The sequence below is a fragment of the Aquirufa sp. ROCK2-A2 genome (assembly GCF_054558485.1).
Genome location: NZ_JBPXKA010000002.1, coordinates 360929 through 375737, shown reverse-complemented (window position 1 = coordinate 375737; position 14809 = coordinate 360929). Strand labels below are relative to the sequence as shown.

Genomic DNA, 14809 nt, shown 5'->3' with positions numbered 1-14809 from the left:
ATGGATAATTATCCATTTTTGCTCATTGACCTCTCGATATTTTATTAATAAAAACAGATTAACTATCTTGCGAGCTAAAATCAATAATCACATGCAAAAATACGTTTGGGGGATACTTTTTCTTTTATCGGTTACTTCGACAAGTCTGGCACAAAATATTAGTTATTATCCATTTAATTCTCAACTTGCGATTTCCTCCAATCCCACAAATGTTGTCTTTGTAGAGACTAGGGTTCAAATGAATTCTGCAACTTCGGCCATTACAACAGAATTTGGGCCAATGATCACCTTCCATAAAAGCTCCAATGCTTTGTATTATTTTGGTGGTGGAGTCAACATTGGCTGGGCGGCCAATATTTTAAATAACTCATCTATTTTAAAAGGATATTATGGTAGTGTGGGAGTTAGAGCTTTTCCATTTGAAAAAGCGCCCAAATTTGGTATTAATTTTGAAATTACCCCATACACCGATACCAAAGTTCAAACAGGCCTTTTGAGGGCTTGGTTAGGGGTTTCCTACCATTTTGGCAAAAATACATTCAAAGAGAAATAGTCTATTGTTTTTGGTAACCGATGGTTTGGTAAAATTGATCGGAATAATTATCGCTCAATGGAATATGGTTTTCCCCGATTTTGATTTTCTGATTTCGAATCGATTCTACCTTTTTTAAGGAAACGATATAGGATTTGTGAATTCGTAAAAATTCATTGTTGGGTAATTTTTCTTCAATTGACTTCATGGTCATCCGACAAACAACCGGGTATTTTTGGGTGCTTAAATGGATTTTGATGTAATCCTTTAAACCTTCGATGTATAATATATCTTCCAGCATGATTTTCATCAAAGAATAATCTGCATGGATGAAAATGTATTCAATTTTATTGGGATCAATGAAGTTTGCTTTGGGTTCTATTTTACTTTTGTAATAATCCAACGCTTTATTGGAAGCCTTTAAAAAACGTTCAAAAGAGATGGGTTTAAGTACATAATCAATCACATCCAAATTAAATCCTTCAATAGCATATTGCTGATAGGCGGTCACAAAGATGACCATGGGCTTCTGGGTTAATCCTTCGATAAACTGAACTCCAGTAATTCCGGGCATTTGAATATCTAGAAAAATCAAATCAACTTCATTGTTTTGCAAAAATTCCAATGCCTCAAACGCATTTCTGCATCTTGCCACTAATTTCAAAAATGGAACTTTTGCCACATTATCTTCCAATAAATCCAATGCTAAACTCTCATCATCTACAATGATGCAGGAAAGGGTATTGTTTGATTGGGGCACAAAATTCTCCCGATTTTCAGTTTCCATGTTAGCAATTTGTGATTTCTAAGCTGATAAAATAAGTGTCTTTTTCCTCTTGGATGGATAACACATAATTGTCGGGATGTAAAAGCTCCAATCTGCGTCTCACATTGGCTAAGCCAATCCCTGAACTTTCATCCTTTTTTTCCAATTTACTGGCAGGATTTGCTTTATTCTTAACCGTAAACAATAATTTTTTAGATGCATAAGACAGATGAATATCTATGCTGGGGTTTTGGACCATACCCACTCCATGTTTAAATGCATTTTCAACAAATGGAATCAATAACATGGGCTCAATGCTGCAATTGGACGAAATGTTTGCAACATCATAATTGATTTGAATATCGTTGCCAAAACGTATTTTTTGTAAATCAATGTAACTTTCTAAATAGACCGCTTCCTTTTCCAATGGCACTTTGGAATCAGTAGTTTCATAAATCATGTAACGCATCAATTCAGAAAGTTTGATAACAACAGGTTCCACCATTTCAGGTTTTCTTCTGGAAAGGGAAACAACACTGTTTAATACATTGAACATGAAATGTGGACTAATTTGTGATCTTAGAAAGGATAATTCTGATTTTAAACGTTCATTTTCGGCCTCTTTGACAATTTCTTTTTCCTTCAAATTATCAGCGAAAAAACGATAAGTAATTCCGATGGTTACCACAAAAAGTAATTGAAATGTAGTGCCCAAGGCAGGTCCTCTTCTAAATCCAGAACCTTTTCCCATTTTGGACATATTGTCATCAGAAAACACCCATTCTCTTATTTCTTCATTTAACCAAAGCATAAAAATGATGCTTACTAATAAAAGGACTAAATACAAGGCTGCACCTTTCTTTTTAAAGACCTTTTGAATCAGAATTTCGGTATTCAAATAGAAAAATGGAATGTTTGCTATGGCGTAAATGATAAAAAATAAGGTCCATTGGTTATGTCTTTGAATTTCTTCCAAAGTAGCGGAAGCATCACTTGGCCTCATCAAATAAGGTAGTGCAATAAAGCAAAGCCAAAAAATCAAATGAATCAGGAATGGCCTGAATTTTATAGAATTATTGTTCATGTTCTTTAGGGGAATAGAAGCAATTTAATTTTTGAATTTCGAAATATACGCTAAAATATACCTAGAGTTATTTTGTGCCGATGAAATTGGGAATTTTTTTTCTTCGAATTACTCAGTAAATTGGTCTAAAATTTATAAACCTTTTAATTATGTGTAGAAAAATTTTATTTTTCTTGTGTTTGCCTTTGTCTATTTGGGCACAACAAACCATTCCTTTAACCGATTTGAGTGCATTTGATCAACCCAGTAATAATTGGACAATTGAACAAATGGTGAAATCGAAATATTCAGATACTACTTTTCAAATTTCCATGGGCAAAGGTATTTTAGTAAATACCCTACGAAATGGTAAATACAAACGTACGGATGATTTGAAATTTAAATTGAATCATGGTGACATCCATTTGAAATTTGATTTTTTATTACCCAAAGGCGCTAATTCAGGTATCTATTTACAGGGCCGTTATGAAGTACAATTATTCGATTCATGGGGCAAGAAAAAGTTGAAATTTGGCGATTGCGGTGGCATATACGAACGTTGGGATGATGGAAGAGGAAAAGGGAATGAAGGTTATGAAGGTTTCGCTCCTAGGCATAACGCTAGCCGGGCACCCGGACTTTGGCAAACCATTGAAATCGATTTTCAAGCTCCTCGATTTGATGCTTCTGGGAAAAAGATTCAAAATGCTATCTTCAAAAAGGTTGTTCTTAACGATGTACTTATTCATGAAAATATCGAAGTGTCGGGCATGACCAGAGGTGCCATTTTCGATAAAGAAGCAGAAGCAGGGCCTATCATTATTCAAGGCGATCATGGACCCATCGCTTTCCGAAACTTATGGTATGAAACTTTTGATAAACCAAGTGTAAAGCTTGAAAATATTCAATATGCCTATTATGAGGGCAAATATCCGAATTTGGATATCGCTGGAAATAAGCCATTAAAGGTGGGTAGTGCACCCAAATTGACCAATAAATTAATCACGGCTAAGTCCGATTTTCTCATTCAATTTGATGGAGATTTGATCGTTCCTGAAAATGATACGTATGAATTTCAATCGTTTTGGACAGGATCTGGAAAGTTGATGATTGATGGTGAAGTCTTCAATCAGGGTGCCCATTGGTACAATCAACAAGTCAATGCTTCCAAAATATTAACAAGCGGTAAGCATCATTTAAGTTTAATTTTTGCCAAGGATTTTGGTTGGGGGAATAAGGCTTTGGGATTGTTCGTCAAACGAATTGGTGCCCATTTAGTTCCTTTACATGAAAGACTTTCCTTGCCAGAACAAGAGGCTGTTTCGTTAATTGAGGTAGAATCCAAAGCTGAACCTGTTATTCAACGTTCTTTTGCCTTTCACAAAGGTGTGAAGAAATCACATGTTGTTCATGTGGGAGATCCCTCCGGAATTCATTATTCCTATAATTTAAAGCAAGCTGGTTTACTGCAAGTTTGGAAAGGTAAATTTTTGGATGCAACCCAAATGTGGGACGGAAGAGGGGAGCCACAAACAGCTGATCCCATGGGAGTTAAAGTCGTTTTGGATGCTAAATTCCCTATTGTGAAATCTCATCAAGCTTTACCGGATTCAATGCAGACCTCTGGATTGGTGTACAAAGGTTATCGAATGGTAGAAGGACGTCCTGTGTTTTTATACGATTATTTGGACGGGAAAGTGAAATTGGAAGATTGGATTATCCCGAATGAAAAAGGAAACGGATTGAAACGAACAATTAAATTCATCGGCGCAAGTCCAGATCAGTCCTCGTTTGAAGCCCTTTTAGGAATAAGTCCAGAAGTGGTGAATTTGGACAAAGGATATTTAGCTCTTAATGGTATGTCTTATTATGTTGTTTGGAACGGCGCCAATGAAATTATTTTGACGGCAGCCCAAAATCAGAAAGAAATACGGGTGGCAGTAGAAGGAAATAGTTTTTCATATCAAATCATTTGGTAAACTTTAGAACAATGAAATTTAAATTAATTATACTTTTTGTATTCATTCAGCTTGTCGCGTTTGGTCAAAAAACGGCACAAAAATCCGAACAAGATTTCTACGAAATAAAAACCTTACCCATTCCATCTGAAATAAAATTGGAAGTAGGTGGAATTGCCACGATGCCAGACGGAAGAATTGCCGTTAGTACTCGGAGGGGTGAAATTTGGATCATTGAAAATCCTTATCAAAAGGGAAATCATCAAACCTATTATTCTCGTTTTGCTAGCGGAATGCACGAAATTCTTGGTTTAGCCTATCAAGATGGTGTGTTTTATTGTTCCCAAAGAGGCGAATTGACCAAAGTGAGTGATACCGACAGAGATGGTGTGGCGGATTTATATGAACCCGTTTATCAATTTGATTTGTCCGGCAATTACCATGAATATACCTATGGGCCTGTCATTGATAAAAATGGTGACATGCTAGTGACCTTGAATTTGGCTTGGGTAGGATTTGGGGAAGGCAAATTTTCGAAATGGAGAGGGTGGTTAGTGAAAATCACTAAAGATGGAAAATTAGAGCCTTTTGCAGCAGGTTTACGTTCGCCAGCAGGGTATAGCATCAATGAAGAGGGGGATATTTTTTATGGGGAAAATCAAGGGGATTGGGTAGGTTCTGGCCGAGTAACCCATTTAGCAAAAGGTGATTTTGCAGGAAATCCAGGTGGATTAAAATGGGCAAAAGAGCCGAACAGTCCTTTCAAATTAACACTGGAAGAAATACCAGATAATTCTGAGCCGATGTTTGAAGCCGCCAAAAAGGTGAAAAATTTAAAATTACCTGCCGTTTGGTTCCCTCATGCCATCATGGGAATTTCTACCTCGGATATTTTACAAGATACCACTCGTGGAAAATTTAGCCCATTTCCTGGGCAATATTTTGTGTCTGATCAAGGACAATCAAAAGTGATGCGCATGGGTTTAGAAAAAGTGAATGGGGTGTACCAAGGATTTTGCATCAATTACCGTGAAGGCTTTCAGTCGGGTATTTTGAGAGAACGTTTTGGCTTGGATGGAAGTATGTTTGTAGGTATGACTTCCAGGGGCTGGGGCTCGACGGGCAAGGATGATTTTGGGATTCAAAGATTGGTCTGGAATGGAGTAATGCCTTTTGAAATTAAAAATATAGAAGCTAAGTCGGATGGTTTTGAATTTAGTTTCACCCAAGCGGTAGATATTAATTCCGCGAAAAAAGCCCTTTCTTATGCTATTCGATCCTATATTTATGAATACCATCATCAGTATGGTAGTCCCATCGTAAAAGTACAAGATTTGAAAATTAAAGCGATTTCAGTTTCCTCCGATAAGAAAAAGGTTCGTTTAGTGATCGATGGAATTCGTCAATATTTTATTCATGAATTTAAGTTGACAGGCTTATTAAATGAAGCAGGCGAATCATTGTTGCATGAAACAGCCTATTACACACTTAATCAAATTCCGCAAGGGGAAAAATTAGCTGTATCTACTGAAAACCAACCGGTCATTGAAAAAGTAGAAAAAGTGATTGAAACGAAAGTGGCAAAATCTTCTGATACTAAAAAGTCGATTGTTACTGAAGAGGAGGCGATGGCGCTTTTGAAAAAACATACTTGTTTAGCTTGTCATTCGAAGGAGAAAAAAATTGTAGGTCCTTCTTACCGTGATATTGCCAAAAGAAAATATACTGATAAACAGATATTGGATTTAGTCTATCATCCAAAGCCTCAAAATTGGCCGGATTATGCCACTGAAATGGCACCCATGAGTCATGTACCTGCAAAAGATGTTTTGAAAATTGCTTCTTGGATTAATTCTTTGTCTCCGGATTTGAGAAATAGGGATTAGGGGGTGATAGGTAAAAGGTAATAGGTAATAGGTAAAAGGTGATAGGTAAAAGGTAATAGGTAAAAGGTAATAGGTAATAGGTAAAAGGTAATAGGTAAAAGGTAATAGGTAATAGGTAAAAGGTAATTGGTAATAGGTAATCATGCGAATTAAGGGTTGAAATCCTTTTGAGCAAATATTCTATCCCTAGGAGATGGATTTAATAATTTTTGTGTCCCTTGTGTTAAACCATTCATTTTTACACGGAGGGCACAAAATTTTACATATTTTCGCTCTTTATTTAACGCTTTTGGGTTAGATACTTCGGCAAGCTCAGTAAACGAGCTCTGCGAACGTTTTTTATTTTAGTTCTTATAAATGAATTTGTGGTTAATCCGACGAAAGAAACGAAATAAATAATTCATACCTCATAATTAAATTGATTCGTCTTGGATTAACTGGAAGAAAATACCTTTTTTTGTTTCCTTTTTTTCTAAAAAAAAAGAAATACCATGGATATTAAATTAACCAATAAAATGCATTGCTATATTGAATGTTGAAATAATAATGAATATTTCAACTCTTAATTCGCATTAATAGGTATTAGGTAAATTAATAACCAACAACTAATAACTAAACACTAATAACTAATCACTAAGAATGTGAAAATCTAAAATTTAGGCATAAAAAAAAGAAGAGCCAAGATGTAAAAATCTTCTCTCTTCTCTCTTCTTTTCTCTCTTCTCTTTTCTCTCTTCTCTCTTCTCTCTTATTTCTTGCCTTCTACTACTCCTTGAATAGCTAAAACAATTTGGGAAACAGCACCATTGTTAACTACAGTAATGGTTTTGTTGAAAGGTCCTGGTCTGCCTGTTGAATTATAAGAAGCGGTTACTTTACCTGATTTACCTGGCATAATTGGTTCACGTGTCCATTCTGGAGTTGTGCAACCACATGAAGGTTGAACATTTGAAATAACTACTGGAGTTGTACCTGTATTGGTAAATTCAAACGTATAAGCTGCTTGAGTTCCTTCGGATACTTTACCAAAATCGTGTTTTTCTTTTTTGAACTTAATCGTTCCGCCTTGTGCATTTGATTGAAACGCGAAACCTACAATTAGTGCCAATAAGGCTAATAATTTTTTCATGGTTATGATATAAATGGGGTTAAAAAGTTTGATTTAGAAGCAAAGCTAAAATAAAGTACAGATTAGACAAAGTAATTTCATTTATTTTTATCTTAGGTCAAGCCTGCATGTTATTTGGCACGCAAGGATTTTGTTGTATTTTTACGTTAAAATTTATTCAATACTCCTTTGTCCGATTTAAAACAAGTACAATTTTCTAAGCCCGATATTCATTTTGATCCTGAAAAGGTTCTTGAAGATTATCGTTTGGCAGCAATAAGTCGACAATGCAGCTTACTTGTTAGAAAGGAAGTATTTTCTGGGAGAGCCAAATTTGGCATATACGGAGACGGTAAAGAATTGTGCCAAATTGCTTTAGCCAATTCCATGCGAAAAGGGGATTATTTCTCTGGTTATTACCGTGATCAAACAGTCGCAGCAGCCAATGGTGACATGACTTGGCCGCAATATTTTGCCCAACTTTATGGACATCCTGATATTCAATTTGATCCCCATTCGGGTGGTCGTCAAATGAATAATCATCATGCAACGCGATTGTTGGATGCCTCAGGAGATTGGTTGGATCAAACAAATCAGTTTAATTCGATTGCCGGAGTTTCATCTACTGCCGGACAAATACCGAAAGCTTTAGGAATTGCTTATGCTTCCAAGTTGTATCAAAAAAATATTGATTTAACTCCTTACAAAGCAGGATTTTCAAAGGATGGGAAAGAAGTGTGTTTCACCACTATTGGGGATGCATCCACTTCGGAAGGAATGTTTTTAGAAGGAATTAATGCGGCAGGTGTTTTACAAATTCCTGTTGTTTTTTCAGTTTGGGATGATGGATATGGAATCTCTGTTCCAATCGAATACCAAACCACCAAGTCGTCCATTTCAGAGGCTTTGGCAGGTTATCAACGAACAGCTGAAAAGAAAGGACTCGAAATAATTCAAGTGAAGGCCTGGGATTATCCTGGTTTAATTGCAGCCTATCAACGGGCTTCCCAATTGGCTAGGGAGGAATATGTACCTTGTTTGGTGCATGTGATAGAATGTACACAACCTCAAGGTCATTCCGCCTCTGGGTCTCATGAGCGTTATAAATCTGCCGAAAGGTTAGCTTGGGAACAAGAGGTCGATTGTAATTTATTGTTCAAAACATGGATTATTGAACAAGGATTTGCTACAGAAGATGTTTTGTCGTCGATTGACGAGGAAGCTAAACTTCAAGCTCGTAAATATCAAAAAGAAGCATTTACGGCTTATATGGCTTCCGTCGATTTTGATCGTTTGGGATTTTTGCGAATCGCTCAAAATTTAATTGAATCCACGAATGAGCCGGGTATTTTGCAATCCATCATCGATGATTTAAAGCAATTGCCTTATCCTATTTTTAGCGATTTGGTTCGGGCAGGTAGAAAAACCTTGCGTGCCTTTCGTTTTTATCAAGGTCCTGCAGTTAAATTGTTGAGAAAATGGCTCAACGATTTAGAAAATAGAAATAGAAGACGATTTAGTTCTCATCAATTGAGTGAATCCGACTTTTCACCTTTGAAAATAACACCTGTTCAACCCACTTACGATAAGGAACCTGTTTTGGTGGATGGTCGTGAGATTTTGAATAAAAGTTTTTCCAAATTTTTAGAAGACCCACGCGTTTTTATTTTGGGTGAAGATGTGGGTAAAATTGGGGATGTGAACCAGACCTTAGCAGGTTTGCAAGAAAAATACGGGGAACTACAAATCACGGATACGGGTATTCGTGAAATGACCATTGTTGGACAAGGAATTGGGGCAGCGATGCGTGGATTGAAACCCATCATTGAAATTCAATATTTGGACTATATATTTTATCCTTTTCAATTGTTGTCAGATGATTTAGCTTGTTTGCATTATAGGACCGCTGGTGGCCAAAAAGCACCGATGATTCTTCGGACGAGAGGACATCGCTTAGAGGGGATTTGGCATTCGGGTAGCCCTATGGGAACCTTGATCAATGGATTGCGTGGCATGCATTTTTGTGTCCCTAGAAACATGACACAAGCGGCTGGGATGTATCGAACTTTATTGGAAGGGGATGATCCAGGAATTGTGATTGAATGTTTAAATGGTTATCGGTTGAAAGAACCGATGCCGAATAATATCGATGAAATTAAAGTTGGATTAGGAGTTCCAGAGATTCTAAGGGAGGGCAATGATATTACGGTGGTAACCTATGGTTCTATGTGTCGAATTGTGATGGAAGCTGCAGAACAATTAGCCGACATGGGTATTTCCGTGGAAGTGATTGATGTGCAAACTTTATTGCCTTTTGACCGTCCACATAGTATTTTACAATCGATTCAAAAAACACACCGAGTGCTTTTTGCGGATGAGGATATGCCTGGTGGGGCGAGCGCCTACATGATGCAAGAAGTTTTGGATAAACAAGGTGCTTTTTCTTGGTTGGATAGTCCAGCAGAATGTATAGCAGCAGCACCGCATCGTCCTGCCTATAGTTCAGATGGCGATTATTTTTCAAAACCCAATGTAGAAAATGTAGTTGATAAGGTATATGAAATTATGCGTGAATCTGATCCAACTACTTATCCTGCCATTTATTTTTAATTATGTCAACCTTCAAAGGCTATTTCCAATCCATTTTTGATGCTATTTCTAGCACTAAAAAAGGTATGGGCCTTACTTGGAAACATCTAATTGCGGCACGGAAAAGTCGTCAAATTCAACAGATTCAAGATCCTAATTATTTTACCCATTCCACAGGTATTTTTACAAGTCAATATCCGCATGTGGAGGTACCTACTCCAATCAATGGAAGGTATCAATTGCACAACGAAATGGACGATTGCATTGTCTGTGACAAATGTGTGAAAGTTTGTCCTGTGGATTGCATTGATATTGAGCCGATTAAAGCTACTGGATTAGTAGGGCATGCATCCGATGGATCTCCCATTCGTTTGTATGCAGCGAAATTTGATATTGACATGGCCAAGTGTTGTTTTTGTGGATTGTGCACAACTGTTTGTCCGACCGAATGTTTAACCATGACATCGGAATATGATTTTTCAACATTTGATATCACCTCTCATAATTTCTCTTTTGCTAATTTAAGTCCAGCGGAGGCGGAAGAAAAAAAGAAATTGTATGAACAGTTTGTTGCGGAAAAAGAAGCTTTAAAAGCGCAAACCAAGGCGGAAGTTGTTCCAGAGGCTGCTAATTCCACAGAATCTGAAGTAAAACCAAAACCTGCCTTTAAACCTAGTTTTAAAGCCAAAGAGCCAGAGGCCAAAGCGCCAGATTTAGTGCAAGAAAAAGTAGAAGAACCTATTGCGAAGCCAAAACCTGTATTTAAACCTAGTTTTAAAGCCAAAGCGCCAGAGGCAAAAGCATCAGAAGCACAAGCGCCAGAAGTAACGCAAGAAAAAGCTGAAGAACCTGTTGCGAAACCAAAACCTGTATTTAAACCTAGTTTTAAAGTCAAAAAGCCGAATACCGACTCAGAAAATATATGATGAATCCATTGACTTTATCGTTCATTTTCTTGTCCCTCTTAACAGGTGGAAGCGCCCTTTATATGCTTTTTTCCAAAAACTTACTTCATGCTGCTTTAGCCATGTTTTTAACAATGTTGGGATTGGCGGGCTTGTATGTATTGGCTTATGCCGATGTGATGGCCGTTTCCCATTTACTGATTTATGTGGGAGGGGTGATGATCTTATTGCTTTTTGGTATTATGTTAACTCAGCAGGGTAATGTTTCCAAAGGACAACAAAATGATTTATTGACCAAGCATTCTACCTTATTTTGGTCAATGACGATTGGTTTAAGCAGTTTTCTAGGATTGATTTGGATATTTTCAAAATTGAAATGGCAAGGGGGAAATGAACTATTACCTGGTTCAAAATTGAGAGCAGTAGGTATTGAGTTATTAACCACTTATTCATTTCCATTTGAATTGGTGGGGGTCTTTTTATTAATTGCCTTAGTAGGTGCCACATATATTGCCAAAAATCATGAATGACATACCATTGATTTGTTTTTTATGGGTAAGTGCTTTGTTGTTTTCGATTGGACTAGCGATCATTTTATTGAAACGCAATAGCATTTTTATTTTAATGGGAATCGAATTGATGTTAAATGCTGCCAATTTAAACTTAGTAGCCTTTTCAAGAAATGATTCAAGTCATCAAGGTTTGATGATGAGTATTTTTGTTTTGGTTGTCGGTGTTTGTGAAATGGCGATTGCCTTGGCCATGATTTTACAGATGTATCGGGTGTATAAGGGTGTTGATGTATAAGGTAATAGGTAAAAGGTAATAGGTAAAAGGTAAGAGGTAATAGGTAATAGGTAAAAGGTAATAGGTAATAGGTAATAGGTAATAGGTAGTAGTTATTAGGTAATAGTTGTTAATGCGAATTAAGAGTTAAAATATCCAATTTACACTGCTCTTCTTACCGCTTTTGGCTTCGACTCCGCTCAGCCAACGCTATTTATTCTTTTTTAGAACTTTTAAATGAACTTGCGGTTAATCCGACGAAAGATTTGAACGTAGCGGTAGGCGGAGCTTTGACAATGCGCATGGGGTATGTGCGTCAGGGTCAAAGAAAATAGCCGAGAGCGAAGTGAAAATCGGTCAGCTTGCTGATTCGTCTTGGATTAACTTGCGACTAATAAGTTTTTTTGTTTCTTTTTTTTCAAAAAAAAGAAATGCCATGGAAAATGAATTAGCCAATAAATGGCAATGCTATATGGAATGTTGAGATATTAATGAATATGTTAACCCTTAATTCGCATGATTAGGTAGAAGGTAAGAGTTAATAGGTAGGAGGTTTGTTCCACTTTATAAAACATTGGGATTTATTATTTTCAATCCAGGAATGTTATTGAAATCTGAAGTATTTTCAGAAATTAATATTAGATCATGAATTTTTGCAGTTGCTGCAATGATAGCATCAGGAAGTTTGATTTTTTTAATTTTTCGAATCCAAATGGTTTCCTCAACAATATCATTATTTAATGTCAGTATGGAGGACTGAGATATGAAGGTTTCAAACAATATTTGCTCTTCCTCTGAATCAAAATTGTAACCCAATGTTTCCATTTTTGTGATAACGGATAGCATTATTTCTTGATTTACAATTTCTTTCATTTGCTTCATTCCATGTTTACTTAATGAGGCATCTAAGAGATGTATAATAATATTAGTGTCTAGTAGGTATTCCAATTGCTAGTATATTAATCAGTTTTTTCCCATTCTTCTCTGCTTTTTGATACGTATTTAAGCATTTTATTCGCTGTTTTATGTGACAACTTGCCTGCTAATTCAAATAAATTTTTCTTTGGAGTATTTTCTGAATGCATTAATATCTTTAAGTCATTGTGTTTTTCGATTATTGTTTCCCAATCTTTCATTGGAATAAAAATGCCGGTCTTTCTTCCATACCTATCTTGAATAATTTGTAAATTCATGTTTTATTTTGATTAGGATTTTTGTGCAATTTATAAAAAGTTTATTTTTTAAAAAATTGGGTTCGTAGAATATCAAATCCTTGATATTTTTTAGTATTTCTAAATTACTCCACCCAATTTTCGAGTTGTTTTTTGAATTTCAGGGCTTTCATTTTTCCTAATATTTTTTCCAGATTTTCCACCGGAACGTCGTTCATATGTTTAATGCTTCCAAATTCCTTCATTAACTTTTGAGCAGTTAATTTGCCAATACCGTCCAATTGTTCTAGCTGACTAATCAAAAAGTTTTTACTCCGTTTATTCCTGTGAGCTGCAATGCCAAAACGGTGAGCTTCATCGCGAAGTTGTTGGATCAATTTGAGTGATTCGGATTTTTTATCAATGTATAATGGAAGGCTATCTTCTGGGTAATAGATTTCTTCCAATCTTTTTGCAATACCAATAATGGGAACTTGGCCATATAAATTGATGGCTTTTAAAGCATCACACGCGGCACTTAATTGGCCTTTTCCACCATCAACAATGATTAGGTCGGGTATTTCAGCTTCCTCTTCCAATAACCGAGTGTAACGGCGGGTGATGACTTCAAACATCGTCGCAAAGTCGTTAGGACCTTCCACGGTTTTGGGAGTAAATAGGCGGTATTCTTTTTTGGCGGGGACAGCATTCAGGAAGCAAACCATGGCAGAAACGGGATTGGTTCCTTGTAAATTTGAGTTGTCAAAACACTCGATGTGCTTGGGTAGTGTACTCAATCTCAAATCATTTTTCAGGGTCAACATAACACGCATTTTGCGGTCGCCACCACTTTCTTCTGCGGCTTTTTTATCGGCTTTTTCTTTTCTAAAATACAGCACATTTTTCAGCGACATATCCAAGAGTTTTTTCTTGTCGCCCACTTGAGGTATGGTATTTTTAATTCCTTGGAACTCAATTTCCATGGGAATATTGGTAATGATTTCACGAGCTTCGCTTTGGAATTGGTCTCTTTTTTCCCAAATGAGCATGGTTAAAAGGTCGGATTCTTCCTCGTTCAGCTTTTTTTTGACCTCCCAAGTTTGGGATTGAGTGATGGTTCCATTGATGACCTTCATGAAATTGATGTAGGCCAATTGTTCATCGGCGACCATCGTGAAAACATCCACATTGTGAATTGCGGGGTTTACGACGGTTGATTTTGATTGGTAATTTTCCAAAATTTCCCATTTTTCTTTCCATTCTTGCGCTGCTTCAAAGGCTAATTTTGAAGCAGATTGTTGCATTTGATCAAAAAAGAACTGTTTGGGTTTTTGGTAATTTCCTTTGAGTATTTGACTGACTTGTTCAATGTATTCAAGGTATTCGGATTCTTCTTGGAGACCTTCGCAGGGCCCTTTGCAATTACCGATGTGGTATTCCAGGCAAACCTTGAATTTGGCTTGTTCAATATTTTCCTTTCTAAGTGCAAGGGTGCAAGTGCGTAGGGGAAATAATTGATGCAACATTTCCAACAAGGCATTCATGGATTTTGGATTGGCAAAAGGTCCAAAAAAATAGCCGATTTTATGATCGATCCGACGCAGGGTAATTAATCTAGGGAAACGTTCTTTGGTGAGACAGATAAAAGGGTAGGTTTTATCGTCGCGTAGTAAAATATTGTACTTCGGTTGAAATTGTTTGATTAAGGTATTTTCAAGCAGCAAAGCATCAAATTCCGAATGCACCAAAGTAAATTCTACTCGGCGAATTTGTTGCACGAGTCTTCTAGTTTTGGAATCATGGTTCCGGCCATTAACGAAATAGCTGGATATTCTGTTTTTCAGATTTTTGGCTTTCCCGATGTACAGAAGCGCGTCATTTTCATCAAAATACCGGTACACCCCTGGTTCTTCAGGAAGGGAGGGTAACAGCGATTTTGGGTCAAATTGACTCATGAAAGATTCTTATTAGACAGAGGTACAAATTTGACTGATTAATAATAAAGTACAAGGGTAGGAGGGGAAAAATTTAGTAAAAAGGGTGTTAAATAAACAACATATATGAA

The 14809-nt window shown here is 36.6% G+C and carries 13 protein-coding genes; 7 read left to right on the top strand and 6 right to left on the bottom strand.

What is annotated here, in order from left to right; translation table 11 throughout:
* The first annotated feature begins 91 nt into the window (after positions 1 to 91).
* Positions 92 to 553 carry a hypothetical protein gene (locus tag V7S76_RS04705; RefSeq protein ID WP_459508897.1) on the top strand — a complete coding sequence of 154 codons (462 nt, stop codon included), beginning with the start codon at positions 92 to 94 and terminating at the stop codon, positions 551 to 553.
* A gap of 1 nt (position 554) precedes the next feature.
* Here V7S76_RS04705 and V7S76_RS04700 read toward each other — a convergent pair whose 3' ends face one another.
* Together V7S76_RS04700 and V7S76_RS04695 are read right to left on the bottom strand one after the other, a co-directional pair.
* On the bottom strand, positions 555 to 1319 hold the full coding sequence (locus V7S76_RS04700; RefSeq protein ID WP_459508896.1) for a LytR/AlgR family response regulator transcription factor: 765 nt from the start codon (positions 1317 to 1319) through the stop codon (positions 555 to 557).
* Between the two features lies 1 nt (position 1320).
* Positions 1321 to 2382 carry a sensor histidine kinase gene (locus tag V7S76_RS04695; protein WP_459508895.1) on the bottom strand — a complete coding sequence of 354 codons (1062 nt, stop codon included), beginning with the start codon at positions 2380 to 2382 and terminating at the stop codon, positions 1321 to 1323.
* A gap of 149 nt (positions 2383 to 2531) precedes the next feature.
* Between V7S76_RS04695 and V7S76_RS04690 the strand changes: the two genes are divergently transcribed.
* Both V7S76_RS04690 and V7S76_RS04685 read left to right on the top strand, forming a co-directional pair.
* Positions 2532 to 4340: a family 16 glycoside hydrolase gene (locus tag V7S76_RS04690; protein WP_459508894.1), complete on the top strand. Its 1809-nt coding sequence runs from the start codon at positions 2532 to 2534 to the stop codon at positions 4338 to 4340.
* 11 nt (positions 4341 to 4351) lie between these two features.
* On the top strand, positions 4352 to 6205 hold the full coding sequence (locus V7S76_RS04685) for a hypothetical protein (protein WP_459508893.1): 1854 nt from the start codon (positions 4352 to 4354) through the stop codon (positions 6203 to 6205).
* A 748-nt stretch (positions 6206 to 6953) separates the two neighbouring features.
* Here the strand turns inward: V7S76_RS04685 and V7S76_RS04680 are convergent.
* Positions 6954 to 7334, bottom strand: a complete 381-nt coding sequence (locus V7S76_RS04680) for a DUF1573 domain-containing protein (protein WP_459508892.1) — start codon at positions 7332 to 7334, stop codon at positions 6954 to 6956.
* Positions 7335 to 7502: 168 nt separating this feature from the next.
* On the opposite strand from V7S76_RS04680, the gene V7S76_RS04675 reads away from it, so the two are divergent.
* Genes V7S76_RS04675 through nuoK form a run of 4 tightly spaced genes read left to right on the top strand, consistent with a single transcriptional unit; the run spans position 7503 to position 11614 of the window.
* A complete protein-coding gene (locus V7S76_RS04675) occupies positions 7503 to 9923 on the top strand; it encodes an alpha-ketoacid dehydrogenase subunit alpha/beta (protein ID WP_459508891.1) in 2421 nt (806 codons plus the stop codon).
* A 2-nt stretch (positions 9924 to 9925) separates the two neighbouring features.
* Entirely contained in the window at positions 9926 to 10828 is a 903-nt protein-coding gene (locus tag V7S76_RS04670; RefSeq protein WP_459508890.1) for a 4Fe-4S binding protein, read from the top strand.
* Positions 10825 to 11337 (top strand): NADH-quinone oxidoreductase subunit J family protein, encoded by a 513-nt coding sequence (locus V7S76_RS04665; RefSeq protein WP_459508889.1) that lies wholly within the window; start codon positions 10825 to 10827, stop codon positions 11335 to 11337. The genes V7S76_RS04670 and V7S76_RS04665 overlap by 4 nt, the downstream gene beginning before the upstream one ends.
* Complete coding sequence (gene nuoK, locus V7S76_RS04660; RefSeq protein WP_459508888.1) at positions 11330 to 11614, top strand: NADH-quinone oxidoreductase subunit NuoK; 285 nt, start codon at positions 11330 to 11332, stop codon at positions 11612 to 11614. Before V7S76_RS04665 ends, nuoK begins: the two co-directional genes overlap by 8 nt.
* A 543-nt stretch (positions 11615 to 12157) precedes the next feature.
* On the opposite strand, the gene V7S76_RS04655 is transcribed toward nuoK, so the two are convergent.
* The 3 genes from V7S76_RS04655 to uvrC form a co-directional block, all read right to left on the bottom strand.
* Entirely contained in the window at positions 12158 to 12541 is a 384-nt protein-coding gene (locus V7S76_RS04655) for a type II toxin-antitoxin system VapC family toxin (RefSeq protein ID WP_459508887.1), read from the bottom strand.
* 11 nt (positions 12542 to 12552) lie between these two features.
* Entirely contained in the window at positions 12553 to 12786 is a 234-nt protein-coding gene (locus tag V7S76_RS04650; protein WP_459508886.1) for a hypothetical protein, read from the bottom strand.
* Positions 12787 to 12890: 104 nt separating this feature from the next.
* Positions 12891 to 14699, bottom strand: a complete 1809-nt coding sequence (gene uvrC / locus V7S76_RS04645; RefSeq protein ID WP_459508885.1) for an excinuclease ABC subunit UvrC — start codon at positions 14697 to 14699, stop codon at positions 12891 to 12893.
* Positions 14700 to 14809 lie beyond the last annotated feature (110 nt).

Excerpts from the sequence above, each read along its gene's own strand:
- V7S76_RS04705 (WP_459508897.1), top strand. The coding sequence starts at position 92 with ATGCAAAAATACGTTTGGGGGATACTTTTTCTTTTATCGGTTACTTCG.
- V7S76_RS04700 (WP_459508896.1), bottom strand. The coding sequence starts at position 1,319 with ATGGAAACTGAAAATCGGGAGAATTTTGTGCCCCAATCAAACAATACC.
- V7S76_RS04695 (WP_459508895.1), bottom strand. The coding sequence starts at position 2,382 with ATGAACAATAATTCTATAAAATTCAGGCCATTCCTGATTCATTTGATT.
- V7S76_RS04690 (WP_459508894.1), top strand. The coding sequence starts at position 2,532 with ATGTGTAGAAAAATTTTATTTTTCTTGTGTTTGCCTTTGTCTATTTGG.
- V7S76_RS04685 (WP_459508893.1), top strand. The coding sequence starts at position 4,352 with ATGAAATTTAAATTAATTATACTTTTTGTATTCATTCAGCTTGTCGCG.
- V7S76_RS04680 (WP_459508892.1), bottom strand. The coding sequence starts at position 7,334 with ATGAAAAAATTATTAGCCTTATTGGCACTAATTGTAGGTTTCGCGTTT.
- V7S76_RS04670 (WP_459508890.1), top strand. The coding sequence starts at position 9,926 with ATGTCAACCTTCAAAGGCTATTTCCAATCCATTTTTGATGCTATTTCT.
- V7S76_RS04665 (WP_459508889.1), top strand. The coding sequence starts at position 10,825 with ATGATGAATCCATTGACTTTATCGTTCATTTTCTTGTCCCTCTTAACA.
- nuoK (WP_459508888.1), top strand. The coding sequence starts at position 11,330 with ATGAATGACATACCATTGATTTGTTTTTTATGGGTAAGTGCTTTGTTG.
- V7S76_RS04650 (WP_459508886.1), bottom strand. The coding sequence starts at position 12,786 with ATGAATTTACAAATTATTCAAGATAGGTATGGAAGAAAGACCGGCATT.
- uvrC (WP_459508885.1), bottom strand. The coding sequence starts at position 14,699 with ATGAGTCAATTTGACCCAAAATCGCTGTTACCCTCCCTTCCTGAAGAA.